An 18042-nucleotide genomic window follows, 5' to 3' on the forward strand; every position below is an offset into this window, starting at 1 on the left:
TAAAAAAATAGCTGCAGCTAACACTGCGCTACAGCTATCCGTAATCCTTACTTTTTAAGCTCACCGCGCTGGTTGTCACCAGCCGCTTTCACAAAGCCCGCAAACAATGGGTGACCATCGCGAGGTGTTGAGGTGAACTCAGGGTGGAACTGAGCAGCCACGAACCATGGGTGGTTCGGGATCTCGATGATTTCCACCAATTTCTTGTCTGCAGAAAGACCAGAAATTTTCAAACCTGCCTTCTCTAGTTTAGGAAGTAGGTTGTTGTTTACTTCGTAACGGTGACGGTGACGCTCGTGAATAGTCGGGTTACCGTAGAGTTCACGTGCTTTTGAACCGTCTTGTAGATGACATAGCTGTGAACCTAGACGCATTGTGCCGCCAAGATCCGACTTTTCGCTACGCTCTTCAACGTTACCTTCGCTATCAACCCATTCAGTGATTAGGCCAACAACTGGGAATTTCGTTTCAGGATTAAACTCTGTAGAGTGCGCCCCTTCAAAGCCTGCAACATTACGAGCGAACTCGATCAGTGCAACCTGCATACCCAAACAAATACCTAGGTATGGAATTTTGTTTTCACGTGCATATTGTGCAGTCAGGATTTTACCTTCTACACCACGGTTACCGAAGCCACCTGGTACCAGGATCGCATCAAGGCCTTCCAGCACTTCTGTGCCTTTTGACTCAACGTCTTGAGAATCAATGTACTTGATTTGCACTGACAGACGGTTTTTCAGGCCTGCGTGCTTCAATGCTTCGTTAACAGATTTGTATGCGTCTGGTAGTTCGATATATTTACCGACCATACCAATCACAACTTCCGCCGTTGGGTTCGCTTCTTCGTAGATCACTTGTTCCCACTCGTTCAGGTCTGCTTCTGGTGCAGTAATACCGAAACGCTGACAAACAAGATCATCAAGACCCTGTGCTTTAATCAGCTGTGGGATCTTGTAGATAGAATCTACGTCTTTCATTGAAATAACAGCTTTTTCTTGCACGTTACAGAAAAGCGCAATCTTCGCACGTTCGTTCGCTGGGATCATGCGGTCGCTACGGCAGATCAGCACGTCAGGCTGAATACCGATAGACAGAAGCTCTTTTACTGAGTGTTGGGTTGGCTTAGTTTTCACTTCGCCAGCCGCCGCTAGGTACGGAACCAATGTCAAGTGCATGAACATGGTACGATCACGGCCTTGCTGAACCGCAAGTTGACGAATAGCCTCCATAAACGGTAGCGATTCGATATCACCAACAGTACCGCCCACTTCTACGATAGCAATATCGTGGCCTTGCGCACCGGCAATAACACGATCTTTGATTTCGTTGGTGATGTGAGGGATAACCTGAATAGTGGCACCAAGATAGTCACCGCGACGTTCTTTGCGCAGTACTTCTTCGTAGACACGACCAGCGGTAAAGTTATTACGCTTAGTCATCTTAGTGCGGATGAAACGCTCGTAGTGACCTAAGTCAAGGTCAGTCTCTGCACCGTCTTCCGTTACGAATACTTCACCATGCTGAATCGGGCTCATTGTGCCTGGGTCAACGTTGATGTAAGGGTCTAGTTTCATCATGGTCACGTTTAGACCACGTGCTTCTAGAATAGCCGCTAGTGATGCAGCAGCAATACCTTTACCTAGTGAGGATACAACCCCGCCCGTAACAAAAATGTAATTCGTAGTCATGTTTTACCTGGAAGATTGGTATAGAGGATATAAGTGTATCTGGACGGGAAATTAGTATACCAGACACCCCTTATTGCCACAACGTGAAAACTATCACAGCACCATGGCTTTTTTTTTGTCTCAAATCAATTCTCCTTCTTAGGAGCGCTATCAATAGATCGATTAATTGATTTCCACATGCAAACCGAGACTCTGCTAACCTTTTGACTCGCTGCGTTTTACCGCATCCCAGACCTGATCTAACTCCGCCAACGAGCAATCTTCAAGTTGCTTACCTTGTTCTAGCACAGTTTTTTCAACCTGACGAAAACGGCGCTCAAATTTCTGGTTGGCACGCTGCAAAGCGACCTCTGGTTTGACCGCCACATGGCGACTGAAGTTCGCAACGGCAAACAGCAAATCCCCCATTTCCTCTTCGATTCTCTCTTGCTTAGGTGACGCTTGGATGATCTCTTCCATCACTTCGTCAATTTCTTCGTGCACCTTATCCACCACCGGCCCCAGCGTGTCCCAGTCAAAGCCATGCTTGGCACAGCGTTTCTGGATTTTGTCAGCACGCGTCAATGCTGGCAAGGCACGAGGTATGTTCGCCAACACACTATTGTCTTCGCCTTTTTCAGCGCGCTCTTTGGCTTTTTCCGCTTCCCAGTTGGCGGTGATCTCGGCATCGCTCGTCAAGGCTTTGTCGCCAAACACATGCGGATGACGACGGGTCAATTTTTCATTGAGCCCGTCGACCACGTCATCAAAATCAAACAGCCCTTGCTCTTTGCCCATCTGGCTGTAGAAAATCACCTGGAACAGCAGATCGCCCAACTCCTCACGCACGTCATCCCAGTTTTGCTCACCAATGGCGTCCGCCACTTCGTAGGCTTCTTCAATGGTGTGCGGCACAATGGAAGCAAAGGTCTGTTTTTGGTCCCACGGGCAACCTTTTTGCGGATCACGCAGTGTCGCCATGATTGCCACCAAGCGTTCTATCGGTGTCTGTGATGTCTCTTTCATTGTTTTTTCCTTCTCACTCGCGCTGCAAACGGTTGCTTTAACAATATAGCGGTAAAAAAAACGGGCAGCATCTGGGCTCCCCGTTTCTGGTTCTCATTTCGAGTTTTTAGTTCCGAGTCCCTAGTATCTAGGCTCAACACCTAGATACTCGCCTCTCGATTCTCGCTTATCAGTGCAGACGCTTGGCTTCGGCCACGTCTTTCACTTGCTCAATGCGTTTGAGCACGCGGCCCAGCACATCAAGATCGGTCAGTTCCAAATCAAAGTCCAAAATGGAAAGCTGCTTTTTAAAGTCCACTCGGCTCTTCATGCCGGCGACCTTGGCTTTTTCATTGGCAAAGGTATTGGTCAGCTCTTTGATCAACCCGCTTCGCTCTGAGGCAGTGACACGCACGGTGATATTGTAGTTCCCCACAAAGCCCCCGCCCCACACGGTATCAATGATCCGCTCGGCCGCCACATGACGCAGCTCTTCCAATTGCTCGCAATCGCTGCGGTGCACGGAAATCCCGCGGCCTTGCGTCACAAAGCCTTGGATCTCATCACCCGGGATCGGCTGACAACAACGCGCCAAATGTGTCATGAGGTTATCCACCCCTTCCACCACCACGGCATCACGCTGTGGCTTTTTGGCTGACGACATTTTACTGTTCGCTTCCGCCAGTTTCTCCAGCAACTGCTGATCTTCTTCTTCCGCGGTCGGCTTGTTGACCAAGGCATTGATATGATTAATGACTTGGTTAATACGCAGATCACCGCTGCCGACCCCGGCAAAAAGTTCATCCGTCGAGTTCACGTTAAAACGCTTGAGCGCGTAGGCTTCGGCATCTTTCAACGTGGCACCGACTTTGTGCAGTTCGTGTTCCAAAATCTCACGGCCTGCTGCCATGTTTTTATCGCGATCTTGTTTACGGAACCACGCATGCACCTTCGCACGTGCTCGGCTTGAGGTCACAAAGCCTAAGTTCGGGTTCAGCCAATCACGGGACGGGTTTGGCTCTTTCTGGGTGATGATTTCAACCTGATCGCCCATCTGCAAGTGGTACGTGAACGGCACAATGCGCCCTTCCACTTTCGCGCCGATACAACGGTGCCCCACTTCCGAGTGAATGTGATAAGCAAAATCCAACGGCGTCGCATTCAGAGGTAAGTCCACCACGTCCCCTTTCGGGGTAAAGGCGTATACGCGATCATCAAACACTTGGCTACGCAGTTCATCGAGCATTTCGCCTGAATCTGACATTTCTTCTTGCCAAGCCAGCAGCTTACGCAGCCAGTTGATTTTCTCATCGTACGACGATTTTGCGCCGCCCGATGACGAACCACTTTCTTTGTATTTCCAGTGTGCGGCGACACCCAGTTCCGACTCTTCATGCATTTGCTTGGTACGGATCTGGATCTCAATGGTTTTGCCTTCCGGCCCCAGCACCACGGTGTGGATAGACTGATAGCCATTGGGTTTCGGGTTCGCGACGTAGTCATCGAACTCTTTTGGCAAGTGGCGGTATTTGGTATGCACCACGCCTAATGCGGCGTAACAGTCTTGCAGCGCATCAGCGATAATACGTACCGCACGCACATCAAACAGCTCGTCAAACGCCAAGCTCTTTTTCTGCATCTTACGCCAGATGCTGTAGATATGTTTTGGGCGCCCCTGTACTTCGGCTTTGATGTGGCACGCTTTCATCGAATCCGCTAAGTCCGTGACAAAGTGGTCGATGTAATGTTCGCGGTCGATACGGCGCTCAGACAGCTGCTTAGCGATCTGCTTATAGGTGTCAGGGTGACGATAACGGAAGGCGTAGTCTTCGATTTCCCACTTGAGCTGGCCGATCCCAAGACGGTTCGCCAACGGGGCATAGATATTGGCGCACTCTTTCGCGGCGGCACGGCGCACGGCATCCGGCTCATCTTTCACTTCGCGCAGATTACAAATGCGCTCCGCCAGCTTGATCACTACGCAGCGGAAGTCATCCACCATCGACAGCAGCATGCGACGAATATTATCGACCTGCGCCGACTGCTCTGCCCCTTCTTTGGTGGCATTGAGCTGGCCGATGGCCGCCATCTGGCTGACGCCCACCACCATCTGCGTAATGGTTTGGCCATAGTCCTCCTGCAGCTGCTCAGGGGCATACACCCCGGCCTCCACTAAGGGGAACAGCAGTGCCGCGACCAAGGTGTCTCGATCCATGCTTAACGTCACTAAGATCTCGACCATTTCGCGGCCGCGCCATAGCAACAAGGGTGCCGTCTCTTCCTTCGCCGTCAAATCGAGACATCGCTGGTAAGTCTGCGTTAATCGGTTGGCGACCTTGCCATCCTGCTGCAAACTGTCAATCCAAGACGAAAGCTCGAATGTATCATTTTCCTTTAAATGCGCACCGCGAACTGCGACCATTTCTCTATCCTGTTTCTCTGTGTAGATGAATCAAGGGCGATAATTATGAAGGCGCCATCAACGACGTGACTTCACAAATAACGCCATGGACTCCAAATGCCCGGTATGCGGGAACATGTCCATCATACCCAGCTTTGCCAACTGATAACCGTGTGCCAGTAACACCTGACTGTCCCGCGCAAGGGTAGCCGGGTTACACGACACATACACCACCCGTTCAGGGTGTAATTTCACGACATGCTCCATCACGCCTGCTGCGCCAGCACGCGCTGGGTCCAACAGGATTTTATTGAATTTCTCCTGTGCCCACGGCATGGCGGTCACATCATCGTCAAGATTCGCTTGGTAGAACGCCGCATTGTGTAATTGGTTATTAGCAGCATTCTCTGATGCACGATGCACCATCTCGTCAATACCTTCAACACCTACCAGTGCATTTGCCTGTTTTGCCAGCGGCAGGCTGAAGTTACCTAACCCACAAAACAGATCCAGCACGCGATCTTGCGGGGTGATCGCTAACCAATCCATCGCCTGTGCCACCATGCTTTCGTTCACCTCACGGTTCACCTGAATAAAATCTTTTGGTGAAAACGATAAGGTTAACCCATCCAACACGTAGTGCGGGTGGGCGTCTGACAGGCTCTCCACCGTGTCTGCGCTTGGGGCAAGGTATAACATAACCTGATGTTCGTCAGCGAACTGCTTGAGCACCGTCATGTCTTGGTCAGAAAACGGCTGTAAGTGGCGGATCAACACCACGCGGCCATTATCCGCTTCCACGAGTTCCACATGGCCTAAGTGTTTTTTACCTTGTAGCGACAACAGCATCGCACGCAATGGCGGCAACAACGCATTCAGCGACGCCGCCAGTACCGGACACTGCTCAACATTCACAATGTCTTTGCTTTGTTTCTTACGAAAGCCCATCACCAGCCCTTTGCCCATCGGCATCACGCTAAAGCGTGCACAACGGCGGTAGCCCCATGGTTGGCTGACAATCGGTGCGGCTTGGTCAACATGGCCGGCATTGGCGAATTTCCCCATCAACTCACTCAGGGATTGCTGCTTGGCCGCAATTTGTCCATCGTGCGACAGGTGCTGCAAGTTACAGCCACCACACTCAGCGTATAGCGGACATTGCGGCGCAATGCGGGATTCGCTGCTGGTCAGGCGCTTGATCAATTTAGCGCGGGCGTACTGTTTTTTCTCTTCCGTGAGCTGCACCACCACATGTTCACCCGGCAAAGCGCCGTCGACAAAGACGGATTTGCGATCAACGTGACCAATACCGGCGCCAAGGTGATCCAAGCGGCTAATGATGATTTCTTTGTGCTTGGTGTCGGTGACTTTTCGTTTCTGAGGCTTAAAAAAGCGTGCCATAGTTTTGGACTCACGGAACAGTTAGTACAAACTGAGTGATAATATCGACAGTTTGGGATTAGTGGATTGTCGAATAGCCCTAGTTTCATTAAGCTAACGACCACAGATGGGCGACAATTCTCCCACAGAATCGCATTCTTGTAATTAAGAGAACCATGACCAAATATGGACTTCGTGCCAGGGTCTTCACCCTGACATTAGCACCGACACTGATTATCGGCCTCCTCCTCAGCGCTTTTTTTACGATGAGCCGTTATCGCGATCTGGAACATCAGCTCCTTTCGACCGGTGCCAGCATCATCGAACCTTTGGCGATTTCCACCGAATATGGCATGGCGGATCAGAACCGGGAAGCCGTGCGTCGCTTGATCAGCTACGCCCATCGCAAGCATTCGCAAATCATCCGCAGTATCGCGGTGTTCAACACCCACAATGAATTGTTTGTGACCTCGAATTTCCACCGTAATTTCGAGGCACTGATGTATCCCGATGATCAGCCTATCCCGTTATTACTGGAAACGCGGCTCAGCGAGAACGCATTGATCCTGCGAGCACCGATCCTCAAAGAAGGTCAGTTCAGCAACCCGTCGTTCCCGGGCTATCAAGCACAGGCACTCGGCTATATTGCGCTGGAACTCGATCTCAGCGCGTTGCGCTTACAGCAATATCAGGAAGTGTTTACCGCCCTGATGGTACTGCTGCTTGGCCTGACCCTGTCGGCGCTGTTTGCCTACCGTTTGATGAAAGATGTCACTCGCCCGATTTCGCACATGGTCAGTGTGGTCGACAGGATCCGCCGGGGCCACTTAGATATCCGTATCGAAGGCCACCTGCTGGGCGAACTGGATACCCTGAAAAACGGGATCAATGCGATGGCGATTTCGCTGTCGGAATACCACATTGAAATGCAGCAGAGCATCGATCAGGCCACCTCGGATCTCCGGGAAACCTTAGAGCAGCTGGAAATTCAAAACGTCGAATTGGATATTGCGAAAAAACGCGCCCAAGAAGCGGCGCGCGTGAAGTCAGAATTCTTGGCCAACATGTCCCACGAATTGCGCACGCCGCTGAATGGTGTGATTGGCTTTACCCGTCAGATGCTCAAAACCCGATTGAGTAGCAGCCAACAAGACTACCTACAAACCATTGAAAAATCAGCCAATAACCTTCTAACTATCATCAACGACATTCTCGATTTCTCGAAACTGGAAGCCGGTAAACTGTTGCTGGAAAACATTCCGTTTGATTTCACCGACTCGCTCGATGAAGTGATGAAACTGCTGGCGCCAAGTGCCCATGAAAAAGGGCTGGAATTGACGCTGAAAATTGATCAGCGCATTCCGACCGGCATGATCGGCGATCCCCTGCGTATCCAGCAGGTGCTGACCAACCTGATCGGTAATGCGGTGAAATTTACCGAGCGCGGTAACATCGATGTCTCAGTTGAGCTGAAAACCGATCGCAGTGAAAGTCTTGAACTGCAATTTATGGTGCGCGATACCGGGATCGGGATCTCTGAGCGTCAACAGGCCCAGTTGTTCCAGGCCTTCAGTCAGGCTGATGCCAGTATCTCCCGTCGTTATGGCGGTACCGGCTTAGGCCTTGTGATCACCCAAAAATTGGTGTCACAGATGGGCGGCGAGATCAGCCTGACCAGTCGTCTGCACCAAGGCTCAACCTTCTGGTTCAGCTTGCGTCTGAACAAAACCGATCTGCCGGTATCGCAGCCGATGGATACACACTCACTGCAGAACAAGAAACTATTGTTGATTGAACCGAACATGCAAGCGGCCTCTGTGTTGCAACAACGCATGATCAGCGCAGGCTTACAGGTGACCTACCGCTCGACCCTGCCGGAAGACGCGGAACATCATGACTTTACGCTCCTCAACCTGGCACCGGGTGAGCAGCCAACATTGGGGGCCTTACTCAATACCGTGTTTAAAGCCGAGCAGCTCAGTGACAAAGTGATCGTCAGCCTGCCGACCACGGAATTGGCCCTGTCTGATCGCTTGCTCAATGCGGGCGTGTCCGCCTGCTTACCGAAACCATTAGGCCACCGTAAGCTGCTGGAAACGCTGATCAGTGAGCCGGAAGCGTTCCATGAACCGGAGCCACTGCCAGAGCCCTTGCTGGCTCCGACCGTGCAACCACTGACGGTCATGGCCGTCGATGACAACCCGGCTAACTTGAAACTGATCTCCGCCCTGCTCAGCGAGCGGGTGGAAACCGTGATCACCGCAACGGGTGGGCGCAAAGCGGTCGAATACGCTCAGCAGAAGCAATTTGATTTGGTGTTCATGGATATTCAGATGCCAGAAATGGACGGGGTCACCGCCTGTCAGGCCATTCATGACACCCACCTGAACCACAGCACACCGGTGATTGCCGTGACCGCCCATGCCATGGCCGGTGAACGCGAACGCTTGATTAAAGCGGGAATGGATGACTACCTGACCAAGCCGATTGAAGAGCATATTTTGCAGCAGATTTTGGCCAAGTGGACCGATCCCAACAAAATGAGCACAGCGTTACCGAACGTAGCCACGATCGAACAAACACACACCGAGCCCACGGCGGAACAACAGAACGTCAGCTGGGACTGGAATTTGGCCTTGAAGCAAGCAGCAGGCAAAGAAGATCTGGCCAAAGACATGCTGCAAATGCTGCTCGACTTCATGCCGGAAGTGGAAATGCTGGTCAATGAAGCGCTGGATGGCAAAGCCATTGAGCTCTGGCCGCCGATTCACAAACTGCATGGCAGCTGTGCATACAGCGGTGTACCGCGCCTGAAAAACCTGTGTTACACCATTGAAACAGCCCTGAAAGCGGGGGCTGGCATGGACGAGATAGAGCCAGAGTTGTTTGAATTGATTGATGAAATGGAGAATGTGGTCAAGGCCTCTAAAGCCTATAAAGGGTGATCACCGCGGTCGGTTATCCATCACCTTCCCAAACATAAAACCCCAAACATAAAAACGGCGAGCTAAGGCTCGCCGTTTTTATGTGTTTGTTTTGAATCGTCGCCAAGGCGATCAGGATTCGAGGATCACCGTCGCCACGGCGTATTTCTTTTCATCGGCAAGGGTCAGATGGACGTGATTCACGCCCCGCTGTGCCGCCAACTCTGCCGCTTTACCCGACAGATGCAACACCGGTTTGCCGAACTCATCATTGCTGACCGTAAAGTCCTGAAAACTCACGCCACAGGCAATACCGGTACCGAGGGCTTTGGCTCCCGCTTCTTTCACCGCAAACCGCTTAGCAAGATAACGCTCTTTTTGTTTCAGCGAATGAAAGATCGCCAATTCAGACGGCGATAACACCCGCTCAGCAAACGCATCGCCACTGCGCGCATACACTTTCGTGACGCGTTCAATATCAGCAATGTCTGTCCCTAAACCGAGAATAGCCATTAACGACGGGCGCTCTGCATTTCCGCTTTCATGTCCGCCACGGCTTTTTGCAACCCATCAAACACGGCACGCCCCATGATCGAGTGACCAATATTCAATTCATACAGCTCAGGCAACGCCGCAATCGGCTTCACGTTGTGGTACGTCAAGCCATGACCCGCATTCACTTTAATGCCTTTATCGTGTGCATAACTGGCCGCTGCTGCGATTTTCTTCAGCTCAGCTTGTTGCTCCGCTTCAGTTTCTGCATCGGCATAGTGACCGGTGTGCAGCTCAATGAACGGGGCGCCACACGCCAGCGCAGCATCAATTTGACCGCGATCCGCATCAATGAATAACGACACTTTAATGCCTGCAGCACGCAAGGTTTCCGTCGCCGCTTTGACTTTATCCAATTGGCCAGCGACATCCAGTCCGCCTTCAGTCGTCAACTCTTCACGCTTTTCTGGTACCAGACACACAAACTCAGGCTGCGTCGCCAACGCGATCTGCACCATTTCATCCGTCACGGCCATTTCCAGATTCATACGCGTTTGAATGGTTTCACGCAAAATACGCACATCACGATCGGTAATGTGGCGGCGATCTTCACGTAAATGAATGGTGATCCCATCGGCACCGGCGCGCTCAGCAACTTCTGCGGCGTGCACAGGGTCCGGATAACGGGTGCCGCGTGCGTTACGTAATGTGGCAATATGATCGATATTGACGCCGAGTAAGATGTTGTTCATTTTCCGGTACTCCTTCCTCTAGGGATAAACAATTCCCTGCTTTTTAATGGTTTACTACCAAGATACGGCTTTAACGCTATCCGTGTAAAGCGCTTCGCGGCACGCAATTGTTCGGGGGTTTCAAACCGTCTGGCATCAATCGCCTTGAGCTGTTCGCCGGAAAAGGTTAAGTGTCCCACCTTCATCGAGGCGATAAATCCCCGTTGCTCACGGTAGTTGTAAGTCATAGTGTCATCCACTGGCAAGCCGCTGCCTGCACAGTGAAGAAAGTCGATACCGTAGCCTAAATGGTACAGTAATGCGAGTTCAAAACGGCGCAATGCCGGCTCTGGGTTATCCGCTTGGGCCAGCTCACGCAGCACATTCAGATAATCGAGAAACAGCACAGGATAAGGGGTATTGGTTTCCAGCACACGCGCCACTAATTCATTCACATACAGGGCGGAGTACAAGATATAGCTACGCATCGGCAGACCGATACTAATGGGTTCCGCGTGGGTTAGCACGGGCATGGTGCCGCGACCGGACCATTTCATGAAGAGGGGGGTAAAAGGCTGAAGGGCGCCTTTAAGATTGGAGCGCTTACGGCGCGCTCCTTTCGATAGCAGTGTGAGACGGCCTGCATCCTCGCTAAAGACGTCGAGGATCAGGCTCGTCTCACTGTAGGGACGAGTATGGAGGACGAAACAGCGCTGAAGCCCTTCCATAACCGTGCCTTATAGATCGTCGATATAGCCCAAGCTACGCAAGGCGCGTTCATCGTCAGCCCAACCGGACTTCACTTTTACCCATAGCTCAAGGTAGACCTTGCGTTCGAACAACTCTTCCATGTCCATACGCGCTTGGGTACCGATCACTTTGATTTTTTCGCCCGCTTTACCGATCACCATTTTTTTCTGGCCGGTGCGTTCTACCAAGATCAAACCGTTGATATCAAAACCATCGGTATCTGGGTTGTAATCAAAGCGTTCGATTTCCACGGTCACTGAATACGGTAACTCTTCACCCGTAAAACGCATCAGCTTTTCACGGATAATTTCAGACGCCATGAAGCGCTGAGAACGGTCAGTTACATACTCTTCAGGGAAGTAGTAGTCACATTCAGGCAAGTGTTCATGAACAATCTTTTCAATGGTATCAATGTTTGTCCCTTTCTTTGCAGAAATAGGCACCACATCAACAAATTCCATCTTGCTAGAAAGCTCTTGCAAGTGAGGGAACAATTCGTGCTTATCTTTCACGTTGTCGACTTTGTTGATCAACAACACGGTCGGCAAGCCGCTTTTTTTAAGCTTGTTCAATACCATTTCATCATCGGCGGTCCACATGGTGCCGTCAACGAGGAACAAAACCAATTCTACATCAGTGATAGAACTGCTGGCCGCTCGGTTCATCAAGCGGTTAATCGCACGCTTTTCTTCAATGTGCAATCCAGGGGTATCGATATAGACCGCTTGGTAACCATCACGGGTATCAACACCCATGATGCGGTGGCGGGTTGTCTGTGGCTTACGCGAGGTAATTGACAGCTTCTGACCAACCAAACGGTTGAGGAGGGTTGACTTACCGACATTCGGACGGCCAACGATGGCAATGAAGCCACAATGTTGCTTATCTGTCATGATTCCAACTGCTTAAGTGCAATTTCTGCTGCTGCCTGCTCTGCCTTGCGCCGACTGCCGCCTTTACCAATAACAGGCTGATCCAAGCCCGCCACTTCACACTGCACGGTAAACTCTTGGTTGTGCGCTTCACCATGTACCTTGGTCACTGTGTACGCAGGTAATGGAAGGCGACGTCCCTGCAGGCATTCCTGCAGACGAGTTTTCGGGTCTTTCTGGTTGATCCCTGGTTGAATCGTTTCAAGACGCGACTGGTACCATTTCAAGACAATAGTACGAACAGATTCGGTACCGCTGTCGAGGTAAATCGCGCCAATGATCGCTTCTACGCAGTCCGCCAGAATCGAGTCACGACGGAAACCGCCACTCTTCAATTCGCCAGGACCCAGTAACAGGTGATCACCCAGTTCAAATTCACGGCCCAATTCGGCCAATGTTTTGCCGCGTACCAAAGTGGCACGCATGCGGCTCATATCGCCTTCATCAACCGACGGAAAGCGATGATACAAGTCATCCGCTACCACGAAGCTCAAAATAGAATCGCCCAGAAACTCTAGGCGTTCATTGTGTGTTCCGTTAGCACTGCGGTGTGTCAGTGCTAGGGTCAACAAGGCTGAATCATTAAATGTATACCCCAGCTTACGCTGGAGTCTATTTGCAGGAGTGGTCATTTTTTCCCGATCAGTTTATGCCACCGATGCGATTGAAACGCACACCGGTAGGAATCCAAGATGGAAGTGCACTATCAGCACCTCGTTCAAACTCAAAGCTGATCCAGATCCCGACCGCTTTACCCACTAAGTTGGCTTTTGGCACAAATCCCCAGTAACGGCTATCTGCGCTGTTGTCGCGGTTATCACCCATAACGAAATACTGCCCTTCCGGCACAACCCACTCATTCACACCAGAACGAGGCTGGTATGCCAGCGTGTTATCACGCTTAAGTGGATGCACCAAAATTTGGTGTTCGTGCTCACCCAATTTCTCATTGAATTGCACAAGTCGGGTCATACCCTGGCTAAAGTCGCTATCAGTCATATTGGTCAGTGGGACTGGTGTACACTCTGCGGTGCCTTTCGGGGCAATACACAGTTGTTTGTGTGCGCTGTAACGCACTGTGTCACCAGGTAAACCTACCACACGTTTGATGTAGTCAATATTTGGCTGAGGCGGGTATTTAAACACCACCACATCGCCACGTTCCGCTTCACCGGTTTCCACCAACTGGTGACGGAAAACAGGATCTTTCAGACCGTACGCGAATTTTTCAACCAAGATGAAATCACCGACCAATAACGTCGGCATCATCGAACCGGATGGGATCTGGAACGGCTCATAAATAAATGAGCGAAATACCATAATCAGCGCGATCACCGGAAACATCGAGCTAGCAGATTCTACCCAGCTCGGTTGCGGTGCAACGGCTTGTAAGGTTTGAGCATCCACCTGATCGCCAGCATTTACCGCCGCCGCTTGAATCTTCAATTGGCGTTTCGGCGCCCAAATAAACTTATCTAAAGCCCAAATGATCCCTGTTACCAGCGTCGCCAGCACAAGAATTAGCGAAAAAGTATTTGCCATGTTTATCCCTACTTAATTAACTATCAGGCAAAACGGCTGGCAAAACCAAACACCGTTCGCTCGATAAAACAATGCAGCAAGACCAGCTTGCTGCATTGCCATTATTATCAGTATTACTGATGATAAGAGTAACAACCCTTGTCTTTCATTGTCTACTGATAACAATAGGTTAAATCTATTACTTATCTTTACCCACATGCAGAATAGCAAGGAAGGCTTCCTGAGGCAGTTCAACGTTACCGATCTGCTTCATTCGCTTCTTACCGTCTTTCTGCTTCTGCAGTAGCTTCTTCTTACGGCTGATATCGCCACCGTAACATTTCGCGATAACGTTCTTACGTAGCTGCTTCACGGTTGAGCGAGCAATCACGTTGGTGCCGATAGCCGCTTGAATAGCGATATCAAACATCTGGCGAGGAATGAATTCCTTCATTTTCTCAACCACATCACGGCCACGTTGTTGCGAGTTGTCTTTGTGCGTAATGATAGCCAATGCATCAACACGATCGCCGTTCAACAAGATATCAACACGTACCATGTTCGATTCTTCGTAACGCTGGAAGTTGTAGTCTAGCGATGCATAGCCGCGAGACGTTGACTTCAAACGGTCGAAGAAGTCGAGCACCACTTCAGACATTGGAATGTCGTATGTTAATGCCACTTGGTTACCGTGGTACACCATGTCTACCTGCATACCACGCTTTTCGATACACAAGGTAATCACGTTACCCAGGTATTCACTTGGTACCAGGATGTTACAACGTGCAATCGGCTCACCCATGATGGCAATGTCGTTCACCGCGGGCAATTTCGCCGGGCTATCAACATAAATCAAGGTACCGTCTGTCTTTGTCACTTCGTACACCACCGTTGGTGCCGTCGTGATCAAATCGATGTTGTACTCACGCTCTAGACGCTCTTGGATGATCTCCATGTGCAGCATGCCAAGGAAGCCACAACGGAAACCAAAGCCTAGCGCAGTTGAGCTTTCTGGCTCGTAGAACAATGAAGCATCGTTCAAGCTCAGCTTGCCCAGTGCATCACGGAAGTTCTCGTAATCATCAGAAGAGACAGGGAAAAGACCGGCGTAAACTTGAGGCTTCACTTTCTTAAAGCCCGGCAGTGATTCTTCACAACCGTTTTTCGCGTACGTCAAGGTATCACCTACTGGTGCACCAAGAATATCTTTGATACCACAGACAACCCAGCCTACTTCACCGGTACGCAGCACGTCTTTATCAACTTGCTTCGGTGTGAAGATACCCAGACGGTCGATACCCCAGATTTGGCCTGTGCTCATTACCTTGATCTTGTCATTTTTCTTCATGATGCCATTTTTAATGCGCACCAAAGAAACAACACCTAGGTAGTTATCGAACCAAGAGTCAATGATCAACGCTTGCAATGGCGCGTCAGGATCACCTTCTGGTGCCGGAATGGCAGACACGATGTTTTCTAGTACATCGTCAACACCCACACCGGTCTTCGCTGAACAGCGTGTTGCATCAATTGCGTCGATACCCACGATGTCTTCAATTTCTTCTGCAACACGCTCAGGTTCGGCGGCTGGCAGGTCGATTTTGTTCAAAATCGGCACAACTTCCAGATCCATTTCCATGGCGGTGTAACAGTTTGCTAGTGTTTGGGCTTCAACCCCTTGACCCGCATCAACCACTAGCAGCGCGCCTTCACACGCAGCAAGTGAACGCGAAACTTCATACGAGAAGTCAACGTGTCCAGGGGTATCGATAAAGTTAAGCTGATAAGTTTCACCATCTTTAGCCGTGTAATCGAGCGTCACGCTCTGGGCTTTGATGGTGATACCGCGTTCGCGCTCAAGGTCCATGGAATCAAGAACCTGCGCAGCCATTTCACGATCGGAAAGGCCGCCACAGACTTGGATTAGACGGTCGGATAAGGTCGACTTACCATGGTCGATATGTGCAATAATCGAAAAGTTACGAATGTGCTTCATGAATTGGCGTGACTAACTCGTGATAAAAATGAATGGGATCTACAGATCAAGTTCACGGATTCTACCGAATTTCCCCGCTACTCGCTATCTTTCGATGCGGCATTTATTGCCAACTCTGCCGAAACAGGCTGACCAAGTACACGGATCAAGCTCGGTTGATAGTCAGAATCCCCCTCTAATCGTGCAGCATAATGCTTCGCAATCCCCACGCCGAGTGCGGCGCAACTTAATGCGGTGAGGATCACACCGAGCTCGCTGCCACCGACCATACTGACAAACCACCACTGACCGAGTGCAGCACCTACCACTAAGCATAGCAAAGGCAGCACGTAGACTAACAAGGCGGAGTGAATCATGCTCCGCTCAGACAAGCCGATCTCGACCACATCCCCAATATTGACGGATTGCTGAGTCGGAATGGTGATTTTATGCTGGCGACCGGGCAACGCTTTACTGACGATACCACTGCCACAGCTCTGTTGTGAGGCACAGCTGCCGCAACTGGTTTGTTGCTGACAACTGACCACGATATGGCCAGAATGGCAAGCCACCACGGTGGCCAATGAATGCATCATTGTGACTTACTCCCGGCTGCGGGAAACTCCACTGACTCGGCAACTCGACGGGCAGTGGCGGGCGGAATATCCCCCACCACCGTCACTTCTTTGCCCTTGAGCATGTAGCTGTGCAAGGTACGACGCCCCTGACGTACGAGCTGCTCACGCACGGTAAAATTATCGGCGGCAGACACATAAATCGAGAAACTGAACAGGCCATCACTGTACATTTTGCTCTCTACCGGTCGTTCGGTCATCATCAAGCGATGACGATTGCGAGAAATCGATTCAAACCCTTGTGGTAACCACTTTACCTTCCAGTCCAGCTCCGCTTGGGGTTTCGGCGGTAACTGCACCACGGCTGGCAACTCAACGCTTTCCAGGCTTTTCAGCACATCCCCGACTTTCGGGTTGATCACGTAAGAAACGGCACGGTATTGCTCTAGCGGCTCACCATCACGATCCAGCAAGTCGGCACGCATCACCAACTTGCTGCGGGTATCAATCCACAACAAATAGGAATAACGGGCCCCGTCTTTAGGTGCGATACGCACGACATCACATGCAACGCCCGCTTCTCGCGACCGCCCCATAGCAATGAAATCATAATAGTCCGCTAATTCGCTGATGTCTGTTTTCATGATCGGCGGCAATGGCGCCACCATCTTGTTGCTGTCGATGGTGAACGGGTCAAGACCCGGCTCAAAATAACTGACTTCATTGCCCCGCTGGATCACTTCGCGCGGCGGCCCACTGAGGTACACCAAGTGCGCATAGGTTTCCCCGTTTTCCACCGCATGGCGATAACGCAGCGGTTCAATGCTGTTTTTCTTGATTAGGATGTACGACAACTCATAACTGAGTGCACGGCTGGCCTCATCCATTTGATGCAACAAAGCCTCTGCGGAGGGTGTCACATCTTCCGCAGAGGCTTGCAGTGGCATCGCAAGGCTGACCAGTGTCATCACACCGACCAGAATCTTTTTCATTTGTCCGCCATCAATTAGTTCGCTTCCAACATCGAACGGTCAATGGAACCGTCTTCGGCATTTAAGCGCAGCTGTAGTTCATAGTCCTGCAACATCGCATTAATGCGACGGCGCTGCTCCATCACCTGCGCTTCCGTTGGCCCTGCATGACGATGATTGGCTTGCACCGAATCCCGCGTGAGGCTAACTGGCTCAGCAGTGCCAGCAAAAGGAATGGTTTCCAATACTGGGAGTTGCTCGCTGTTTGCTAAGCCATCGGCACCGATGTCACTGCCGTTGTATTGCTGTACGCCGACAATCACGGCCAATGACACACTGGCGGCCACGGCCACCTGACCGAGCTGGGTTAACCAACTAGGGAGTGTCCACTTTGCCTGTTGTGGTGTCGGCTGAGATTCGGTTGGCACCGTCTGTGTTTCACGCACATCCGCAAGGTGCACCACTGGCGCAACCTCTTGCGGTGCCATACCGGAATGAGCAGGCTCATCGTTCAGCGCCAGTGCTACCTTGGCCGCAATATCCCAATCCATGGTTTGCGGTGCTTCCCCGCGCATCACATCCCCGATTAAAGAGAAGCTCTGCCAGGTTTCTTGACTGCTGTTATCAACAGTCAATGCATTTACAATGCTCTGATCCAGCTCTTCGCCATCTAACAATGCCGAAATTTTTTCTTTATCAGCCATCTTTTTTCACCGTT

General features: G+C 51.0%; 15 protein-coding genes. 1 reads left to right on the forward strand and 14 read right to left on the reverse strand.

The window, feature by feature from the left end:
- Positions 1-47: 47 nt before the first annotated feature.
- From pyrG to rlmD, 4 genes are all read right to left on the reverse strand, one after another.
- On the reverse strand, positions 48-1688 hold the full coding sequence (gene pyrG, locus L4C36_RS13615) for a CTP synthase (RefSeq protein WP_428478341.1): 1641 nt from the start codon (positions 1686-1688) through the stop codon (positions 48-50).
- A 195-nt stretch (positions 1689-1883) separates the two neighbouring features.
- Complete coding sequence (gene mazG, locus L4C36_RS13620) at positions 1884-2693, reverse strand: nucleoside triphosphate pyrophosphohydrolase (protein ID WP_428478342.1); 810 nt, start codon at positions 2691-2693, stop codon at positions 1884-1886.
- Between the two features lie 169 nt (positions 2694-2862).
- Positions 2863-5094, reverse strand: coding sequence for a GTP diphosphokinase (relA, locus tag L4C36_RS13625; RefSeq protein WP_428478343.1), 2232 nt, complete (start codon positions 5092-5094; stop codon positions 2863-2865).
- Between the two features lie 57 nt (positions 5095-5151).
- Entirely contained in the window at positions 5152-6474 is a 1323-nt protein-coding gene (gene rlmD / locus L4C36_RS13630) for a 23S rRNA (uracil(1939)-C(5))-methyltransferase RlmD (RefSeq protein WP_428478344.1), read from the reverse strand.
- 155 nt (positions 6475-6629) lie between these two features.
- Between rlmD and barA the strand changes: the two genes are divergently transcribed.
- Positions 6630-9398, forward strand: a complete 2769-nt coding sequence (gene barA / locus L4C36_RS13635; protein ID WP_428478345.1) for a two-component sensor histidine kinase BarA — start codon at positions 6630-6632, stop codon at positions 9396-9398.
- Between the two features lie 111 nt (positions 9399-9509).
- On the opposite strand, the gene acpS is transcribed toward barA, so the two are convergent.
- The 10 genes from acpS to L4C36_RS13685 form a co-directional block, all read right to left on the reverse strand.
- Positions 9510-9890, reverse strand: coding sequence for a holo-ACP synthase (gene acpS, locus L4C36_RS13640; RefSeq protein ID WP_428478346.1), 381 nt, complete (start codon positions 9888-9890; stop codon positions 9510-9512).
- Entirely contained in the window at positions 9890-10621 is a 732-nt protein-coding gene (gene pdxJ, locus L4C36_RS13645; protein ID WP_428478347.1) for a pyridoxine 5'-phosphate synthase, read from the reverse strand. The genes acpS and pdxJ overlap by 1 nt, the downstream gene beginning before the upstream one ends.
- Entirely contained in the window at positions 10618-11328 is a 711-nt protein-coding gene (gene recO / locus L4C36_RS13650) for a DNA repair protein RecO (protein WP_428478348.1), read from the reverse strand. The genes pdxJ and recO overlap by 4 nt, the downstream gene beginning before the upstream one ends.
- A gap of 9 nt (positions 11329-11337) precedes the next feature.
- Complete coding sequence (gene era, locus L4C36_RS13655; protein WP_428478349.1) at positions 11338-12243, reverse strand: GTPase Era; 906 nt, start codon at positions 12241-12243, stop codon at positions 11338-11340.
- Entirely contained in the window at positions 12240-12914 is a 675-nt protein-coding gene (gene rnc, locus L4C36_RS13660) for a ribonuclease III (RefSeq protein ID WP_428478350.1), read from the reverse strand. Before rnc ends, era begins: the two co-directional genes overlap by 4 nt.
- Before the next feature lie 10 nt (positions 12915-12924).
- Complete coding sequence (gene lepB / locus L4C36_RS13665) at positions 12925-13824, reverse strand: signal peptidase I (protein ID WP_428478351.1); 900 nt, start codon at positions 13822-13824, stop codon at positions 12925-12927.
- A 178-nt stretch (positions 13825-14002) separates the two neighbouring features.
- Positions 14003-15799: a translation elongation factor 4 gene (lepA, locus tag L4C36_RS13670; RefSeq protein ID WP_428478352.1), complete on the reverse strand. Its 1797-nt coding sequence runs from the start codon at positions 15797-15799 to the stop codon at positions 14003-14005.
- A gap of 77 nt (positions 15800-15876) precedes the next feature.
- Entirely contained in the window at positions 15877-16374 is a 498-nt protein-coding gene (locus L4C36_RS13675) for a SoxR reducing system RseC family protein (protein ID WP_428478353.1), read from the reverse strand.
- The gene (rseB, locus tag L4C36_RS13680) at positions 16371-17345 is read right to left on the reverse strand and encodes a sigma-E factor regulatory protein RseB (RefSeq protein WP_428478354.1); all 975 of its coding nucleotides are present in this window, start codon (positions 17343-17345) and stop codon (positions 16371-16373) included. Before rseB ends, L4C36_RS13675 begins: the two co-directional genes overlap by 4 nt.
- Before the next feature lie 14 nt (positions 17346-17359).
- The gene (locus L4C36_RS13685; RefSeq protein ID WP_428478355.1) at positions 17360-18028 is read right to left on the reverse strand and encodes an RseA family anti-sigma factor; all 669 of its coding nucleotides are present in this window, start codon (positions 18026-18028) and stop codon (positions 17360-17362) included.
- Positions 18029-18042: the final 14 nt, after the last annotated feature.

Source organism: Photobacterium japonica, from assembly GCF_050337005.1.
Taxonomy (GTDB): Bacteria; Pseudomonadota; Gammaproteobacteria; order Enterobacterales; family Vibrionaceae; genus Photobacterium; species Photobacterium japonica.